Genomic DNA, 17195 nt, shown 5'->3' with positions numbered 1-17195 from the left:
CCAAAGGTGGTCATCTGGCGACATGACCGACCTGAGCTACGTGAGCGGCGCGAGCACCCGGCCCCTGCTGGGCCAGACCATCGGCGCCCGTTTCGAGGCCACCTGCGCGGGGCACCCGGACCAGATGGCGCTGATCTCACGCCATCAGCACATCCGCTGGACCTATGCGCAGCTGAAGGACCGCGTGGACGCCCTGGCCGCCGGCCTGCTGGCGCTGGGCCTGGAGCCCGGCGACCGGATCGGCATCTGGGCGCCCAACTGCGCGGAATGGGTGGTGACCCAGTTCGCCACCGCCAAGGCCGGTCTTATCCTGGTCAACATCAACCCAGCCTACCGCCTGAGCGAGGCCGAATACGCGCTGAACAAGGTCGGCTGCAAGGCGCTGGTCACGGCCATCGCCCACAAGACCAGCGAATATCTCCACATGCTGCGCGAGCTCGCTCCGGAGCTGTCATCGGCGCGGCCGGGCGCCCTGCAGGCCACCCGCCTGCCGGCGCTTCGGCTGGTGATCACCCTGGGCGATCAGGAGCACGCCGGGTGCCTCGCCTTCCATCAGGCTTGCGACGCCGGCACGCCCGCCGACCACCAGCGCCTGGCCGAGATCGGGCCTGGCTTGCAGTTCGACGACCCGATCAACATCCAGTTCACCAGCGGCACCACCGGCTTCCCGAAAGGCGCGACGCTGTCGCATCACAACATCCTCAACAACGGCTATTTCACGGGCCAGGCCATGCGGTTGGCGGCCGGGGAGCGGGTGTGCATCCCGGTCCCGCTCTATCACTGCTTCGGCATGGTGAGCGGCAACCTGGGCTGCATCACCCATGCCGCGACCATGGTCTATCCCTCGGAAGGCTTCGACCCGCTGGCGGTGTTCGAGGCCGTACAGGCCGAGGGCTGCGCAGCGCTCTATGGCGTGCCGACCATGTTCATCGCCCTGCTCGCCCATCCCGAGTTCGCTCACTTTGACCTCACGACGCTGCGGACGGGAATAATGGCGGGATCGCCCTGCCCGATCGAAGTGATGCGCCAGGTGATCGACAGGATGCACATGCCTCAGGTGACCATCGCCTACGGCATGACCGAGACCTCGCCCGTCAGCTTCCAATCCGGCGTCGACGACAGTCTCGAAGTCCGTGTCGCCACCATCGGCCACGTCCACCCGCACCTGGAGGTCAAGATCATCGATGAGGCGGGCCGCATCGTCCCGCGGGGCGAAACAGGCGAGCTCTGCACCCGGGGCTATTCGGTGATGGTCGGCTACTGGGACGATCCGAAGCGCACCGCCGAGGCTATCGACGCCTCGGGCTGGATGCACACCGGCGACCTTGCGACGCTGGACGCCGACGGCTGCGGCAACATCGTCGGGCGGATCAAGGACATGGTCATTCGCGGCGGAGAGAACGTCTATCCGCGCGAGATCGAGGAGTTCCTCTACCGCCATCCTGCCGTTGAGGACGTGCAGGTGATCGGCGTGCCGGACCCGCGGTATGGCGAGGAGCTCTGCGCCTGGATCGTGCTGAAGCCCGGCGAGGTGCTGACGCCTGAGGCCGTCCAGGCGTTCTGCAAGGGCCAGATCGCCCACTACAAGATTCCACGCCATATCCGTTTCGTGGACGGTTTCCCCACCACGGTCACGGGCAAGGTGCAGAAATTCGCCATGCGCGAGGCGATGATTGCGGAATTGAGCCTGGCGCCGGAAAAGACCGCATGATTGCTGATACCCAACTCCGTCATCCCGGCCGCGGCGTAGCGGAGAGCCGGGACCCAGCGGGTCAAGCTGTGCGGCCGCTCCTGGATCCCGGATCGGCTCGTCGGCCGTCCGGGATGACGCATTTTTTGAATGCTGGAAGAGGTTGATGCGCAAACTCTCCTCCGCAGTCGACCCAAACTCCATCGCCTTCGCCGCCAACGCCCAGGCCAACCGGGCTCTCGCGGCGGATCTGCGCGAGCGCGCGGCGGCGGCGGCGCTTGGCGGGCCGCGGGACAGCCGCAAGCGCCACGTCGGCCGTGGCAAGCTGTTGCCGCGCGAGCGGGTGATGCGCCTCCTCGACCCAGGCTCGCCGTTCCTGGAAGTGGGCCAGCTGGCGGCCGGCGGCCTCTATGACGATGAGGCGCCGGGCGCAGGGCTGATCGCCGGCGTCGGCCGGGTCAGCGGTCGCGAGGTGGTGGTGGTCTGCAACGACGCCACGGTGAAGGGCGGGGTCTATTTTCCGCTGACGGTGAAGAAGCATCTGCGGGCCCAGGAGATCGCCCTGCAGAACCACCTGCCCAGCGTCTACCTAGTGGATTCGGGCGGGGCCAACCTGCCCTACCAGTCCGAGGTGTTCCCCGACCGCGACCACTTCGGGCGCATCTTCTACAATCAGGCCCGGATGAGCGCGCAGGGCCTGGCGCAGATCGCCTGCGTCATGGGATCTTGCACCGCCGGCGGCGCCTATGTGCCGGCGATGAGCGACGAGACGGTGATCGTCAGGGGCCAGGGGACGATATTCCTGGGGGGCCCGCCGCTGGTGAAGGCCGCCACCGGCGAGATCATCACCGCCGAGGAACTGGGCGGCGCCGACACCCATGGCCGCCGCTCGGGCGTGGTCGATCACGTGGCCGATGACGATGAGCACGCTCTGGCCATCGTCCGCAACATCGTGGGTAACCTCAACACCACCAAACGCGTCGAGATGGACGTGGCCGAGCCCCGTCCGCCGGCCTTCGACCCGGAAGAGCTCTACGGCATCGTTCCCACCGATGTGCGCGCGCCCTACGACGTGCGCGAAGTGATCGCGCGCATTGTCGACAACTCGGAGTTCGACGAGTTCAAGGCGCTCTACGGGACGACCCTGGTCACCGGCTTCGCGCGGATCTGGGGCTATCCGGTGGCGATCCTGGCCAACAACGGGGTGCTGTTTTCGGAGAGCGCGCTCAAGGGCGCCCACTTCATCGAGCTCGCCTGCAAGCGGAAGATCCCGCTGATCTTCCTGCAGAACATCTCCGGCTTCATGGTCGGCGGCAAGTACGAGGCCGGCGGCATCGCCAAGGATGGCGCAAAGCTGGTGACCGCCGTCGCCAGCGCCGAGGTCCCGAAGTTCACCGTGCTGATCGGCGGCTCGTTCGGGGCCGGCAACTACGGCATGTGCGGCCGCGCCTATTCGCCCCGCTTCCTCTGGACCTGGCCCAACAGCCGCATCTCCGTCATGGGCGGCGAACAGGCCGCCAGCGTCCTGGCCACCGTCCACCGCGACGCCGGCAAGTGGACGCCTGTGGAAGAGGAAGCCTTCAAGGCTCCGATCCGCCAGACCTACGAGGACGAAGGCAATCCCTATTTCGCCACGGCGCGCCTGTGGGACGACGGGGTCATCGACCCGGTCCAGACCCGCGACGTGCTGGGCCTGTCGATCTCCGCGGCGCTGAACGCGCCCATCGGCGAGACACGCTTCGGCGTGTTCCGGATGTAACGCCATGGCCATCGACATGCCTGACATCGAGGCCGCCGCGGCCGCCGACACCGTCGCCGGCGAGATCGCCCGCGCCCGCGCCCATGCCCTGGCGGTCGGAACGCCCTGCCCCAACTGCGGGACCCGGCTGGCCGGGCCCTGGTGCTACAACTGCGGCCAGAAGGGCGAGAAGTACGACCGTTCCATCTGGCGCCTGATGGGCGAGGCGCTTGAGGGCCTGACCCATCTCGACGGTCGGTTCTGGACCACCGGGCCGCGGCTGATCTTCCGGCCCGGCAAGCTCACCCACGACTATCTGAACGGCCACCGGGCGGCGCAGCTGCCGCCGTTTCGCATCTTCCTGATCGTTCTGCTGATGGTGTTCTTCGCAGGCGGCCTCGCGGTCGATCAGAGCCATCCGAACTTCGCGTTGGCGGATGCAACCCATTCCGAACTCACCCAGAACATGACCCCGAAGGAGAAAGCCGAATTCGACAGGGAAATGGCCCCGCTGCGCAATGAACTGGCAGCCGGTCCGTTGACCGCCGCGGCGCAGGAGGCAGCCGCCAGGACCGCGGCCTCCAACGCCAAGGCAGGCCGGACGGCCAATCTGGACATGGGCGTCAGCGCCGACACTAAGGTAACCTCCCGCTCCGCGTGGGTGCGCCAGCGGGTCACCAAAGCGTTGAAGAATCCGGACTCTTTCTTCGTCGCCATCGAGCAGTGGGGACATCGGTTCGCGATCCTGTTGCTGCCGATCGCGGCCCTCATGCTTACCGGGTTGTTCGCCTTCCGGAAGAGCGTCTACGTGTTCGACCACGTGATTTTCGCAATGCACTCGCTGTCGTTTGTCGGGATACTGCTGACCACGATATTTCTCGTCTCCATCGTCGCCCCCGGGGTGTGGTGGCTGCTCCTGGCCGCGCCGGTCCATCTATTCTTCCACATGCGCGGGACCTATCGGACCGGCGTTTTCGGGACCCTGGCGCGGATGAGCCTCCTCTTTGTCGGCACGACCATCGCGGTCAGCCTGCTGGGGGTGGGACTGGTCTTCGTCGGCCTCGCCACGGCGCATTGAGGTGGCCATGTTCCGATCCGTCCTGGTCGCCAATCGCGGCGAAATCGCCCGCCGGGTGTTCGCCACCGCGCGGCGCATGGGCCTGGAAACCGTAGCGGTCTATTCGCAGGCCGATGCGCGCGCTGCCCATGTCGCCGACGCCGACCGGGCCGTGCCGATCGGGCCCGCCCCGGCGCGAGAGAGCTACCTCGTGCCGGAAAGGATCATCGCCGCCGCCCGCGAGACTGGCGCCGAGGCCATCCATCCGGGCTACGGCTTCCTGTCGGAGAACGCCGCCTTCGCCGACGCGGTCACCGCCGCCGGCCTGATCTGGATCGGACCGCCAAGCTCGGCGATCCGCGCCATGGGCCTGAAGGACGCCGCCAAGACCCTGATGCACAAGGCCGGCGTGCCGGTGACGCCGGGCTATCTGGGCGAGGACCAGGCCGAGGCGACCCTGGCGCGAGAGGCCGCGCGCATCGGCTATCCGGTGCTGATCAAGGCCGTGGCCGGCGGCGGCGGCAAGGGCATGCGCCGGGTGGACAAGGCCGCCGATTTCGCCGCGGCCCTGGCGTCGTGCCGGCGCGAAGCCGGCGCGTCGTTCGGCGACGAGCGCGTGCTGCTGGAGACCTATGTCACCCGCCCACGGCACATCGAGGTGCAGGTGTTCGGCGACGCCCACGGCAACGTCGTCCACCTCTTCGAACGCGACTGCTCCCTGCAGCGCCGCCACCAGAAGGTGATCGAGGAGGCGCCCGCGCCGGGCATGGACGCCACCACCCGCGCCGCCGTCACCGAGGCCGCGGTCAAGGCCGCCAAGGCCGTGAACTACGTCGGCGCCGGCACCGTGGAGTTCATCGCCGACGCCAGCGCTGGCCTGCGCCCCGACCGCATCTGGTTCATGGAAATGAACACCCGCCTGCAGGTGGAGCATCCGGTGACTGAGATGGTGACCGGGCTCGACCTCGTTGAATGGCAGCTGCGGGTGGCCGCAGGCGAGCCCCTGCCGCTGACGCAAGCTGAGATCGGCCTGACCGGCCACGCGGTGGAGGCCCGGCTCTATGCCGAGAGCCCGTCGGCCGGCTTCCTGCCGTCCACCGGCCGGCTCGAGCACTTCGCGCTGCCGCCCACCGTGCGCGCCGACACCGGCGTCGAGGAGGGCGGTGAGGTGACGCCGTTCTACGACCCGATGATCGCCAAGCTGATCACCCACGCCGAAACCCGCGAGCAGGCGCTGGCGGAACTGGCCGAGGCCTGCGATGCGGTCGAGGTCTGGCCGGTAAAGACCAACGCAGGGTTCCTGGCCCGCTGCCTGGAGGCGCCCGACTTCATCGCCGGGGACGTCGACACCGGCTTCATCGAACGCCATCTCGCCGAGCTGGCCGCCCAGGCCGAGCCGTCGCCCGCCGCGCTGTCGGCCGCGGCGCAGGCGGCGATGGCGGTGGACGAGACCCGCGCGCCGAACGCCGAGCCCTGGCGCGACCTGGCGGGCTTCCGCCTCAACGCCGCACCGGAAATGACCGTGCGCCTGTTCCTGGGCGGCAAGCCGGTGATCGCCCTAGCCACCGAGGCCGGCGCGCCGCGCTCGCTGCTGCTTACCGAGGACGACGAGATCGTGGTGTTCGAGGCCGGCGAGGCGTTTGTCTTCACCACCCATCCGCCGCTGGGCGACAGCCTCGACGCGGCCAGCGACGGCGCGATCCGCTCGCCCATGCCCGGCAAGGTGACGGGCCTTTCCGTCAAGCCCGGCGACAAGGTCGCCAAGGGCCAGTCGCTGCTCACCCTGGAAGCCATGAAGATGGAGCACGCGCTCACCGCCCCCTTCGACGGGGTGGTGGAAACGGTGTCGGTGGCGCTCGGCGATCAGGTCAGCGAGGGCGCGGTTCTGGTGACGCTGACGGCGGATTGACCGCGAGCGACCCGGACGACGGCCGCGCCTTCAATCGAACTCGACGACCAGGCGTTCGGCGAAGACGCCGTTCTTGCTCAACCGGCCCGCGGGGCCCGGCGCGCGGCGCAGGTTGGGGCGCCGCAGCAGCGGCTTCAACATCAGGTGCAGGGTGGCGCGGTTGATATGCCGGCCAAAGCATTCGTGCAGGCCGTGGCCGAAGTGGATGTATTCATAGGCCAGCCGGCGGGGGTTGAAGACCTTCGGATCCGGCAGACGGCGCGCGTCCATCATCGCCGAGGCGAAGGCCGCCAGCACGGTGGCGCCGGCCGGCACGGTTCGCGCGCGGCGGGTTCCGGCGGCGATGGTGGCCTCGGCCGCCACATGGCGCGGCAGGCCTGGCGCCAGCGGATCGAAGCGCATGGCCTCCAACACATAGCCCGCCAGCAGGTCGTCGTCGCCGTCGCGGGCGGCCCGCTGGGCGTCGGCCAGGGCCTCCGGGCGACGCAGCAGCTGCTCCAGGGCTTGGGGCACCACCATCGGCGGCTGCGGCGGGCCGCCGACCATCAGGCAGGCGATGGCGGTGCGGATCGCCGCATCGGTGTACCAGCTTTCGCCGGCCGCCTGCAGGGCCAGGCAGCGACCGAGCACATCGTCGGGCTGGGCGGCTGCGCCAGTCGCGCGCCGGCGATCCATCTCGCCCTGGATGTGCGCGCGCATCGCTGGCGCGATGGCGTCGACCTGGACCCGCAGCGCCGGGTCGCCGCCCGGGTCGGCGAACTGGAACTCAAACAGCCGAGTCGCCCAGACCCTGATGTCGCCCTTCGGCGGCGGCGGCACGCCGAGATAGTCGCCGAGCAGCTTGAAGGTGACCTCGCGGACCAGGGCGTCCACCACCTCGATCCGGCCCCCGGCCCCGGCGACGGCCTTCTCCGCCAGGGCCTCGGCCTGGCGGGCCAGGCCGGGCAGGTCGTCGGGTCGGACCACGCGGCGCATGGCCGCGACGGCGCCGCGATACTCCGGGCCGTCGGCCAGACCCAGGAAGAAGGGTTCGCCGCCGGTGATCACGTCCAGCTTGTCGCGATAGGGGGCGGCGAAGGCGGCGTCGGTGGCGAACACCTCGACCACGTCGTCGTGCAGGGTGGCGATGACCAGGTTGCCGAACCTGGGCAGGGGCGCGAAGCGCCGCAGCAGGCCAAGGCCCAGCGGCGCGGCGACCATGACCTGGCCCGTGATCCAGCCTTTCAGCCCCGGTGGCCGCGGCCGCAGCACCAGCGTCGAGAGCCGCGGGTCGGAGAGGGCGCCGCCGCTCACAGGGTCGCCAGATAGGCCAGGGCCGGCAGGCTGGGCAGGAAGAAATAGTCGCCCCCCACCAACTTGATGAAGGTCTCGACCTCCACCCGGCGACGCAGCGCCGTGTCGCGCAGGGTCATAGCGCCGGCCGGGCCCACTAGGGGGTCGGTCTCGTCGAACAGGGTGGCGAAGTTCTCGTTCAACAGCCAGGTCTGCTGCACGAACTCGAACTGCCGGGCGATGTCGGTGTTCAGGCACATGAACAGGAGGCCCCGGTCCTGGCCATCGTCGGCCGATGGGTCGGCGAGCTTGGGGCCGTATTTGCGTCCGCGCCGCAGGATCCGGTGGTTGTTGGCCGCGTCGAGCAGGGTCTGGGCCATGGCCGGGCTGGGGGCCAGGCTGTCACGAGGGTTGGCGCGGCGGACGTGGGCGCCGGCCGGGCATCCGACCCCTTGCGGGTCGTGATCGAGGAACAGGAAGTCGTTGTCCGGCAGGCCATAGCGGTCGGCGGGCAGGTAGCCGCCGGGACACAGCAGGTTGCCCTCGATGCTGCGCCCGACCACCCGCTCGGCGATCCAGCCGGCGTCAACGTGGGCGCTGTGCTGGGGGTCGCGCGCCCGGATCGCCTCGGCGCCCTTCTGCATCGAACGCCAGAAGGCCGCCACGTCCTGGCGTAGTTCGCGGATCACCACATAGCTGCCGTTGAGGCCGAGGTCGCGAAAGCCCTCGGCCAGCTCGTGCGGCGCCAGTCCGGCGGCGGCCGCCGCCGGGGTGTCAGGGACAATCGGGCCGGGCGCCTTCTCATGGTGGCCGTTGAGGTGGCCGATCAGGAATTCGCCCAGCGGCACGCTGTTGCGGCCGTCGGCCGGCGCCGGCGCCCCGCCCAGGGTCACCGCCTCGGCGTCATAGGGCGCGGGCTGGGACAGACCGTCCGCAAAGCCAAAATGCTCGCGGCTGACGCCCATGTTGTCGGGGTCGAGCACCAGCGGCAGCCGGTGGACGATGCGCACACCCTGCGGGGCCAGCGCCGCCTCGACCGCTTGGGACCAGGCCTCGGCCGCCGCCTCGTCGCGGTCATAGAGCAGGACGACGGCGTGGACGGTGATCGGGGTGGTGATCTGCGCCTGGGTCGGCGCGCCGGCCGGCGGCGGCGGCTGGCGGGTGTTGGCGCTCCACTGCGGCCCGCCCGCGATGACCGTTTCCAGCCAGGCTTCGCCGCGCCGGTCGCCCAGCCGGCGCGCGCGATCCTCCTGGAACATGCCTTCGCGGAACGGCCGGGAAAAGGAATTAAGGGCCTCCTCGCCCAGGCCCATGCGGGCCAGACCCGTGCCGGTGAAGGCCAGAGCCGTGGCGCGCGGCTCGCGGCCGTCGGCGTTGGTCACCGGCGCCAGGGCCTGCAAGGCGGCGATCCATCCTCCAGCCTGCACCGTGCCGGGCGGCCAGCCGAATTCCAGGAACAGAGCGCGACCGGTCCCCAGGTCGCCGAACCCGCCGACCACCAGGCCCTGGGCGGCGGCGTTGTGCGGCGCCGTCAGCCTCCAGCTGGGTGGGCCGGCGGCCGTGGCTTTCGCTACAGGTCCTGCAACCACGCCTGCGCCTCCCTGGGATTGAGCCGGGCCTTGCGCAGGCCCTCGGCGATACGCGCCTGCCGTTCGATCTGATCGACGGTGAGATTGCGATAGGCGCTGTACCAGAAGCGGCTGACCGCGCGCGAGGCCAGCGCCCAGGCCTTGAACTGCCGCCCGTGGCTGGCCCCGTCCAGCACCAGGAAGCGGGTCGGTGGAAAGCCGACGCCGGCGCCCCAGGCCAGGGTCAGGCCGGGGTGGGCCTTTTCGATGAAATCGTCCAGGTAGGACCCCCAGCTGTGATCGAAATTGCTGAAGAACATCAGCCGGCTGGAATTGTTGACGAAGGCCCAGTGGGCGAAATGCACCGTGCGCATGCTACCCAGATAGCCGTTGGTGGCCTTGACCCTGAGCAGCAGGCCCAGGCCCAGGTGGCCGGCGTGGACCAGGATGGCGCGCAGCACGCCGGGCTTCAGCAGCACCACGGAGCCCATGTGGTTCTGGGCGATCCAGTCCTCGCGGCGGACCATCCCGGCGAGCATGGTCTCGTCGACGACCGGCGCATCCTGGGCGCTGTCGCGCCGCTCCAGATAGCGCAGCCAGAGCAGCATTCCGGCCAGCGACAGGGGCACACTGGCCAGGCCCAGCAGCACCCAGCGCCAGGTCTCCGGCAGGGCCTGGCTGGCGTCGAGCCCGGTGATCAGGGCGACAGGGATGACGCTCGCCGCCGTCGCCGCGGCGACGTAGACCGCCAGCAGAAACAGGATCAGCGGCGTCTGACGCAGCAGCACGCCCGCGAGCCTGAAGCGGCTGGGAACGCCCGTGCCGGGAAGCGGCGCGCGTTTTCGGAAGATCAGCAGGCCGATCAGCCCGATCAGGACGGCGATCAGCACCAGGTAGCGGGTCGTCGGCATGGCCAGGCTGAGGATCAACCCCGGCGCGGAGAGGCAGAATATGGCCGCGATGGCAAACCAGAACAGCCGGGCGATATCCACCACCCGTTCCGGCCAGGGGATGCGCGGCGGCGCAGCGTCCAGCAGCCAGGGAAACCCAGGAACCAGCGCCCGGCGCAGGCGAGCGTGGACATCCTGCGGCGTCGCGCCGGCGTAGGGATCCACGCCGCCGGGCTCGGAGCCCGAGAGGGCGGCGCGGATCGCCAGGAACAGCGCCGCGTCGGCCAGGATGCGGTCCCGCGAAAGCCCGCGGTTGCCGTGATGGAACACGCTGGGCCGTTCGGTCCTGGCTTCCAGATAGGGCGCGATCGGCGCCCGCGATCCCGCCGCCGTCACCGCCGTATAGAGCGGGCCGTCCCCATCGAGCGGCGCCTTGCAGCAGCGCAGCATGTCGCGCAGCTCCGGACCGAAGGTCGCCTCCAGCTGCCCCCAGAACACCCCCGGCGGGCCGTCGAAATTGGCCTCAAGCACAAACAGCGGATCGAACGCCTCATGCGGGAAGACGCTCAGCGACATGAAGTGCAGGGCCGGCGTCTCGCGCAGCAAGCGCGCATACTGGTCGGGATAGCCGGCCGGCTGTTGGACATCGCGCAGCGCGTCGATCAGCCCGGTCAGCCGCGCCCAGCTTTCCGGCTTGACCTCCAGGGGTACTGACAAGGTGGTCTGCCGCATCAGGATCGCCCCGCCGAAACGCCTCTCGCCCTCGACGCGAGGACACACCCCTTGCAACGTGGGGTCAAGGCCGGGGCAGGCTGAACAGGCTGCGGTCGGCGGGCGCGAAGTCCAGGCGCTCCAGCTGTCGCACCCGCGCCCCGCCCGCCGCGCCGTCGTCGAGGGTGAAGCGGAAGGCGACGCGCAAGGGTCCGACGCGGCGATAGTCCGAGATCTCCTCCGTGGTGGGTCGCGGGCGACCGGGGGTGACGGCGCGGGCCAGGAGGTGGGTGGCGCTGTCGAACCACAGGTCTCGCGCCGGGCCGCCCCAAGGCTTGACGCTGACCACGTCGAAGTCACGACCCTGGCGCCGGCGGCGGCCAAGATAGTCGCCGCGCGCGTCGAAGCGGCCGGGAAACAGAAAGCCGTTGGCGGCGAAGAAGGCCTCGCCGCGGGCCGGGATCACGGCCGCCGGATCGCCCGTGCCGCTGACCACGCCCGAGGGGGCGATCTGCCAGGCGCCCAGGCCATTGAACCCGTGGACCCTGACGCCGGCGGTCTCATGGATCTCGGTGCGCAGGCCGTAGCGGAGGGGGTCCACCCAGGTCTCATAGGGCGCGCCGTCCCGCCGGCCGGCCTCGTGCCAGCCGCGCAGATAGCCCCAGGCCGCCCCGCCGGAGGCCGCGCGCGCCTGGGCGAGCACCCGCTGCGCCGCGCGCGAATAGCCCTGCTGGGCCCGGGGTTGGCCAAGGGCGTGGGTCTGGCCGAGGGCCTGGGCCTGCGCGCTGACCAGGGTGAGGCCCAGCGTCAGGACGAATCTAACCGGCGTCATGCGCCCCCAAAGCATCGGGCGGGGGTGTTCGCAATGGCGCGCGCGGCCAGTGTCCCGACTCCGAAGTCCGTTCGGTGCTCGATGCCGCAAGAAGGCGTACTTCAGAACCCGCACACCAGCGATGCGCTCACTTCTTTGCCGCAGCCTGCTGAAACCCGGTGGATCTTTGAACTGTGCATGGCCTGGCCCCCCTGCGCCCTGTTTCCCATCCGTCGTCGGATGAGGCAAGGCGGCAGGGCAAGACAAGGCGTGGATCAGGCCAGCGTGCGGACCTTGGGTTCGCGCGCCCACTGCCGGGTGCTGGCCGGCTCCAGGAACGCTTCGCCGCCCTTTGCCAGGTCAACGATCCCGGGGTCGGGATGGACGCCGGCCTTGTCGAGCAGCGGCTGGGCCTGGGGCGTAAACCCGATGGCCTTCAGATGGACGAAGGCGTTGGCGACGAAGTCGATGGCCGCGCTGTCGCCCAGCAGCTGGGCGCAGCCGTCCTTGGACAGGACCAGCGCCACCGCGTCGAAGATCACCGAGGGCGATCCGGCGAGCTGGCCGTCCGCCTTCAGCCGCTTGCCGTTGGCCAGGGTCACGCCGCCGATCTTGGGCGCGATAATCTTGACGGCGGCGCCTTGCGCCTCGCAGGCCCTGCGCACCGCCTTGACCACGGCGCCGTCGGCGCCGTCGGTGACCAGAACCCCGACCGTCCGCCCCATCAGCGTCGGGGGCGACTTGCCGACGATCCGCAGCGCCGGCGACAGGTCCAGGTCGATGGGCTCGACGGCGGGCTTGGATCTTGCCGGAAGATCCACGCCCAGGCCCGCCGCCACGCGCCCGGCGAGGCCCGCGTCGACATTGCCGAGATTGGCCAGCACGCGGTTGCGGACATGGTCGAAGGCGCACTTGGAGAGTTCGAACACCAGCGCGCTGGCGATGTGCGCCTGCTCGATGGGCGTCTGTGAGGCATAGAACAGCCGAGCCTGGCTGTAGTGGTCGGCGAAGCTCTCGGCGCGCAGGCGCACCTTTGGCCCATCGAAGGCCACCCGCGCGGTGCGGAAGCCGCCTTGCGGGTCCTCGCGGGGGCCGCCGATCTCGCCGGCCTCGGCCAGGCTGTTGGGCTCATAGTTGGCGCGGCCCCTGGGAACCTGCATCTGCATGTGGCCGTCGCGCTGCAGGTTCTGGAACGGGCAGCCCTTGGCCTGGTTGATTGGCAGCTGGTGGAAGTTGACGCTGCCCAGGCGCGACAGCTGGGTGTCCTGATAGGAGAACAGCCGTCCCTGCAGCAGCGGGTCCTCGGAGGCGTCGATGCCCGGCGGCATGTTGGTGGGCAGAAAGGCCGCCTGCTCGGTCTCGGCGAAGAAGTTGTCGGGGTTGCGGTTCAGCACCATGCGGCCGACCACCTGGATCGGGACCAGCTCTTCGGGGATCAGCTTGGTGGCGTCGAGGATGTCGAAGGGCAGCGCGTCGGCCTGCGCCTGGCTCAGCAGCTGGACGCCGAACTCCCATTCCGGAAAGGCGCCGGAGGCGATCGCCTCGTGCAGGTCGCGGCGGTGGAAATCAGGATCGGCGCCGGCGATCTTCACGGCTTCGTCCCAGCCGGTGGACTGGGTCCCGAGCTTGGGGCGCCAGTGAAACTTGACGAAGGTGGCCTCGTCCCGATCGTTGAGCAGCCGGAAGGTGTTGACGCCGAAGCCTTCCATCATCCGCAGCGACCGCGGGAGCGCCCGGTCGGACATGGCCCACAGGATCATGTGGGTGGACTCCGGCATCAGGCCGATGAAATCCCAGAAGGTGTCATGCGCGCTGGCGGCCTGCGGATAGCCGCGGTCGGCCTCCATCTTCACCGCGTGGATCAGGTCGGGGAACTTGATGGCGTCCTGGATGAAGAACACCGGGATGTTGTTGCCCACCAGGTCCCAGTTGCCTTCACGAGTGTAGAACTTGACCGCAAAGCCGCGCACGTCGCGCGGGGTGTCGACCGACCCCGCACCCCCGGCCACGGTGGAGAAGCGGGCGAAAAGCTCGGTGCGCTGTCCCACCTCGGTGAGGATATTGGCGCGGGTGTAGCGGGCCAGAGACCGGGTCAGTTCGAAATAGCCGTGCGCCGCCGAGCCGCGGGCGTGGACGATGCGCTCCGGGATCCGCTCGTGGTCGAAGTGCTGGATCTTCTCGCGCAGGACGAAGTCTTCGAGCAGCGACGGCCCGCGCGGTCCGGCTTTGAGCGAGTTCTGGTCGTCGCTGATGGGGACGCCGAAATTGGTCGTCAGCCGGGTCTCCGGGGTGGTCGCCGTCTGGTGAATCTCGCCGCCGTGTCCGGCGCTCGCGCCGAACTGGGGGGCGGCGGGCTTCTTGGCGTGGGTCGGCGCGGGCTTGGTCTTGGCCATTTGGGGTCCCCAGGTGGGCGGTGAAGGGTGGTGGTCAGCTGAGTGCTGTCCACCCAACGCGGGGCGCGCCATTTGGTGTCCGCGGCGGGGGAAGTTCGCCGCCGGTCGCGCGTGTGGGCTTTAGGTGGCCGGCGCCATCGACGCGATGGCCGGCGCCTCGATCTGGTTTTCCCACTTGGCGACGACCGCCGAGGCCACGGAGTTGCCGACCACATTGGTGGCCGAGCGGCCCATGTCGAGCAGATGGTCGACGGCCAGGATCAGCAGCAGGCCGGCCTCGGGCAGGTGGAAATAGGTCAGGGTCGCGGAGATCACCACCAGCGAGGCGCGCGGCACGCCGGCCACGCCCTTGGAGGTGATCATCAGGAGCAGCAGCATGGTGATCTGCTGGCCGATGGTCAGGTGGATGCCATAGGCCTGGGCGACGAACAGGGTCGCGAAGGTGCAGTACATCATCGTGCCGTCGAGGTTGAACGAATAGCCCAGGGGCAGGACGAAGCTGGCCACCCGGCGCGAGACCCCCCATTGCTGCAACGCCTCGAGCGTGCCCGGATAGGCGGCCTCCGACGAGGCCGTGGAAAACGCCAGCAGGGCGGGGCTGCGGATCGCCAGCATCAGCTTCAGCGCGCGGGGCCCGACGATCAGGGTCACCACGGCGATCAGCAGCGCCCACAACAGGCCAAGCGAAAGGTAGAAGCCGCCGACGAACCTGGCGTAGGTCGCCAGCACGCCGATCCCCTGCGTCGCCACGGTGGCGGCCAGGGCCGCGAAGATCGCCAACGGCGCGGTCTTCATCACATAGCCGGTGACCTTCAGCATGATCGCCGAGATCTGCTCGACCAGCACAAGCACCGCCGGGGCGCGATCCTCCAGCGCGGAGACCGCCGTGCCGACGAAGATCGAAAAGATGACGATCTGCAGGATCTCGTTGTTGGCCATTGCCTCGACGATCGACCTGGGGAAGATGTGGCTGACGAATTCCTTGAGGTTGAACTTGGTCATATCGACCGCCGACTTGGCCGAGCCAGCGTCGGGAACCGCCAGGTGCATGCCGGCGCCCGGCTGCAGGATGTGAACCATCACCAGCCCGATGGTCAGCGAGATCAGCGAGGCGGAGATGAACCAGCCCATGGTCTTGGCGCCGACGCGCCCGATGGTCGAGGCGTCCTCCATGCGCGCGATTCCGGCCACCAGGGTCGAGAACACCAGGGGGGCGATGATCATCTTGATCAGTCGCAGGAACACGTCGGTGACGATCGACAGGTTCTCGGCGACCGCCTTGGCCTGCACGGGGGTGGCGTACTGGTTAATCGCCCAGCCGACACCGATCCCCAGGACCATGGCCGAGACGATGAGGATCGAGAAAAGCCGGTTCATGCGGGGGTCCGAGAGTTCGCCAAGGCCGCCTTTGTCGCCGGGAAGCACGGCGGCGTCCATCCCGCGCGGCGGGTGAGCCGTGTCACAGCCTGCCGCCCTCGGGCGGCGTAGGAAATGCCCCGCCGCGATCGGCGGCCGAACCTCCGCAAGGAATTCCCAGATGACCCGCTTCAGTCTGCTAGCCGCCCTGGCGGCCTCGACCCTGCTCAGCGCCGGCGCCGTGCGCGCCGAGACTGACATCATGGTGATCCGCCTGGGCGACCTCAACACCGCCAGCGCCCAGGGGGCGCAGGTCGCCTTCCGGCGCATCCACGCCGGCGCGGCGCGGTTCTGCCGGGACGGCGACAGCCGCGACCTGGGCCGCATCGCCTACCAGCGCGCCTGCGAGTCCCGGATGATCGGCAAGGCGGTGGACCAGCTGGCCGCGCCGGGGGTGACCGCGCTCTATCGCGCCCAGCCGAACATCCTGCTGGCCAGCCGCGACCCGCGTTGAGGCGTGGCCCTGCCTTCCGGCGCCGGCGCTCGGGGCGTGTCCCGGCGCGCCGGCCTGCGGACTGGCCACCGACGCTTGGGACCGCAGCGCTTCCCGTGCAAGGGTGGGCCATGCCCTCGGTCGCCAAAGAGCCACCTAGCCAGATCCTCGCGGCGCTTCGGGGCGGCGAGGTGCTGGGCGTCTTGTCGCCCGGGGCGCGCGCGGCGCTGGCCCAGCGCGGCGGACCGGTCGACCTGGAAACCGGCGCCTTTCTCTGCCGGATCGGCGACCCTGGCGATGCGGTCTATCTGATCGTTGAGGGGGAGATCGAGGTGCGCGCGAGCAGTTCCAGCGGGCGCGACGTCCGCCTCGTGGCGCTGGGGCGCGGCGAAATCGTCGGCGAGATGGCCGCGCTCGATGGCGGGGCGCGGTCGGCGGACATGGTGGCCGCGCGCCGCACCCGGCTCTGGCGCATCCCGCGCGCCGCGCTGATCGAGGCGCTGGAGACCGAGCCGAAGGCGGCGGTCGCCCTCCTGGCCGACCTTAGCGGACGGTTGCGGCGGACCAACGCGGCGCTGGGCGCGCGCGCCACCCTCGACCTCGGGGGCCGCCTGGCGCAGCTGCTGGTCGGCGAGCAGAACGCCCGCGGGATGATCGCGCTCACCCAGTCGGAACTGGCGCGCAGGCTGGGCGTCTCGCGCGAGACCGTGAACCGGAAACTTCAGGCGTGGGTGCGCGACGGATCGGTCGAGGTCACCTCGGCGGGCGTGCGCCTGGTGGTCGCCGCGCGGCTGCAAAGCCTGGTGGATCGGCAATTCAACAGTTGAAGCCTGACCCGGCGGAGGCATAGTCATCGCTGGACGTGGACGAGAGTGTCGGTTGCGCCGCTTTGGCGGACCCCAGAGAGGGATGACCAATGCCTGCTTTTCAGACCGTTCTGGCGGAACTGAACCATGAGTTCGGCAGAGACCGGATCATCCGGTTCGCCGAGGCGCGCGCCGAACAGTTCTCCGCCGGCAAGCCGCTAGACCTGACCTTTCTCGTCGACCCCAAGACGCCGCTCTATCGCGCCTGGAAGAGCTATATCGAACTTGCGCCGATGAGTTTCCGCGAGACGCTGCGCTGCATCATCCACCATGCGCTGACCACCAGCCCGCCGACGCAGATCACCTTCGCCTGGGCGCCGGGCTACGACTATGAGCTGACCTTGTGGCAGGCGCCGGACACCAAGATGACCAAGGGCGGCATCACCGTCCTGTTGAAGAGCCGCTATCCGGACGACAAGCACCCGATCCAGAAGGCTTAAC

Annotated in this window: 13 protein-coding genes; 7 read left to right on the top strand and 6 right to left on the bottom strand. The window is 69.5% G+C overall.

From position 1 onward, the window contains the following. Positions 1-22: 22 nt before the first annotated feature. From RMN86_RS01715 to RMN86_RS01700, 4 genes are all read left to right on the top strand, one after another. Positions 23-1711 (top strand): AMP-binding protein, encoded by a 1689-nt coding sequence (locus RMN86_RS01715; protein ID WP_309604096.1) that lies wholly within the window; start codon positions 23-25, stop codon positions 1709-1711. Between the two features lie 145 nt (positions 1712-1856). Then, complete coding sequence (locus RMN86_RS01710) at positions 1857-3449, top strand: carboxyl transferase domain-containing protein (RefSeq protein WP_309604095.1); 1593 nt, start codon at positions 1857-1859, stop codon at positions 3447-3449. A gap of 4 nt (positions 3450-3453) precedes the next feature. Continuing rightward, the gene (locus RMN86_RS01705) at positions 3454-4506 is read left to right on the top strand and encodes a DUF3667 domain-containing protein (protein ID WP_309604094.1); all 1053 of its coding nucleotides are present in this window, start codon (positions 3454-3456) and stop codon (positions 4504-4506) included. A 7-nt stretch (positions 4507-4513) separates the two neighbouring features. Beyond that, positions 4514-6394: a biotin carboxylase N-terminal domain-containing protein gene (locus RMN86_RS01700; protein WP_309604093.1), complete on the top strand. Its 1881-nt coding sequence runs from the start codon at positions 4514-4516 to the stop codon at positions 6392-6394. A 30-nt stretch (positions 6395-6424) separates the two neighbouring features. Here RMN86_RS01700 and RMN86_RS01695 read toward each other — a convergent pair whose 3' ends face one another. The 6 genes from RMN86_RS01695 to RMN86_RS01670 all read right to left on the bottom strand — a co-directional run bounded on the left by RMN86_RS01695 (position 6425) and on the right by RMN86_RS01670 (position 15416). Then, positions 6425-7687, bottom strand: a complete 1263-nt coding sequence (locus tag RMN86_RS01695) for a cytochrome P450 (protein WP_309604092.1) — start codon at positions 7685-7687, stop codon at positions 6425-6427. Then, entirely contained in the window at positions 7684-9255 is a 1572-nt protein-coding gene (locus tag RMN86_RS01690) for a Dyp-type peroxidase domain-containing protein (protein WP_309604091.1), read from the bottom strand. Before RMN86_RS01690 ends, RMN86_RS01695 begins: the two co-directional genes overlap by 4 nt. Beyond that, positions 9237-10856, bottom strand: a complete 1620-nt coding sequence (locus RMN86_RS01685) for a hypothetical protein (protein ID WP_309604090.1) — start codon at positions 10854-10856, stop codon at positions 9237-9239. The genes RMN86_RS01690 and RMN86_RS01685 overlap by 19 nt, the downstream gene beginning before the upstream one ends. A 64-nt stretch (positions 10857-10920) precedes the next feature. Continuing rightward, entirely contained in the window at positions 10921-11667 is a 747-nt protein-coding gene (locus RMN86_RS01680; protein ID WP_309604089.1) for a hypothetical protein, read from the bottom strand. Positions 11668-11921: 254 nt separating this feature from the next. Beyond that, positions 11922-14039 carry a catalase gene (locus tag RMN86_RS01675; RefSeq protein ID WP_309604088.1) on the bottom strand — a complete coding sequence of 706 codons (2118 nt, stop codon included), beginning with the start codon at positions 14037-14039 and terminating at the stop codon, positions 11922-11924. Positions 14040-14159: 120 nt separating this feature from the next. Beyond that, positions 14160-15416, bottom strand: coding sequence for a dicarboxylate/amino acid:cation symporter (locus tag RMN86_RS01670; RefSeq protein ID WP_309604087.1), 1257 nt, complete (start codon positions 15414-15416; stop codon positions 14160-14162). A gap of 160 nt (positions 15417-15576) precedes the next feature. Here RMN86_RS01670 and RMN86_RS01665 point away from each other — a divergent pair, with 160 nt between their 5' ends. The 3 genes from RMN86_RS01665 (at position 15577) to RMN86_RS01655 (ending at position 17194) form a co-directional block, all read left to right on the top strand. Further along, the gene (locus RMN86_RS01665) at positions 15577-15909 is read left to right on the top strand and encodes a UrcA family protein (protein WP_309604086.1); all 333 of its coding nucleotides are present in this window, start codon (positions 15577-15579) and stop codon (positions 15907-15909) included. A gap of 110 nt (positions 15910-16019) precedes the next feature. After that, entirely contained in the window at positions 16020-16715 is a 696-nt protein-coding gene (locus tag RMN86_RS01660; protein ID WP_309604085.1) for a Crp/Fnr family transcriptional regulator, read from the top strand. Between the two features lie 89 nt (positions 16716-16804). Continuing rightward, positions 16805-17194, top strand: a complete 390-nt coding sequence (locus tag RMN86_RS01655) for a hypothetical protein (protein WP_309604084.1) — start codon at positions 16805-16807, stop codon at positions 17192-17194. The last annotated feature ends 1 nt before the right edge of the window (position 17195 follow it).

The organism is Phenylobacterium sp. (assembly GCF_031360265.1).
In the GTDB taxonomy this organism is placed as follows: domain Bacteria; phylum Pseudomonadota; class Alphaproteobacteria; order Caulobacterales; family Caulobacteraceae; genus Phenylobacterium.
The sequence above is the reverse complement of the archived record's forward strand: the minus strand, read 5'-3'. Positions and strand labels throughout refer to the sequence as shown.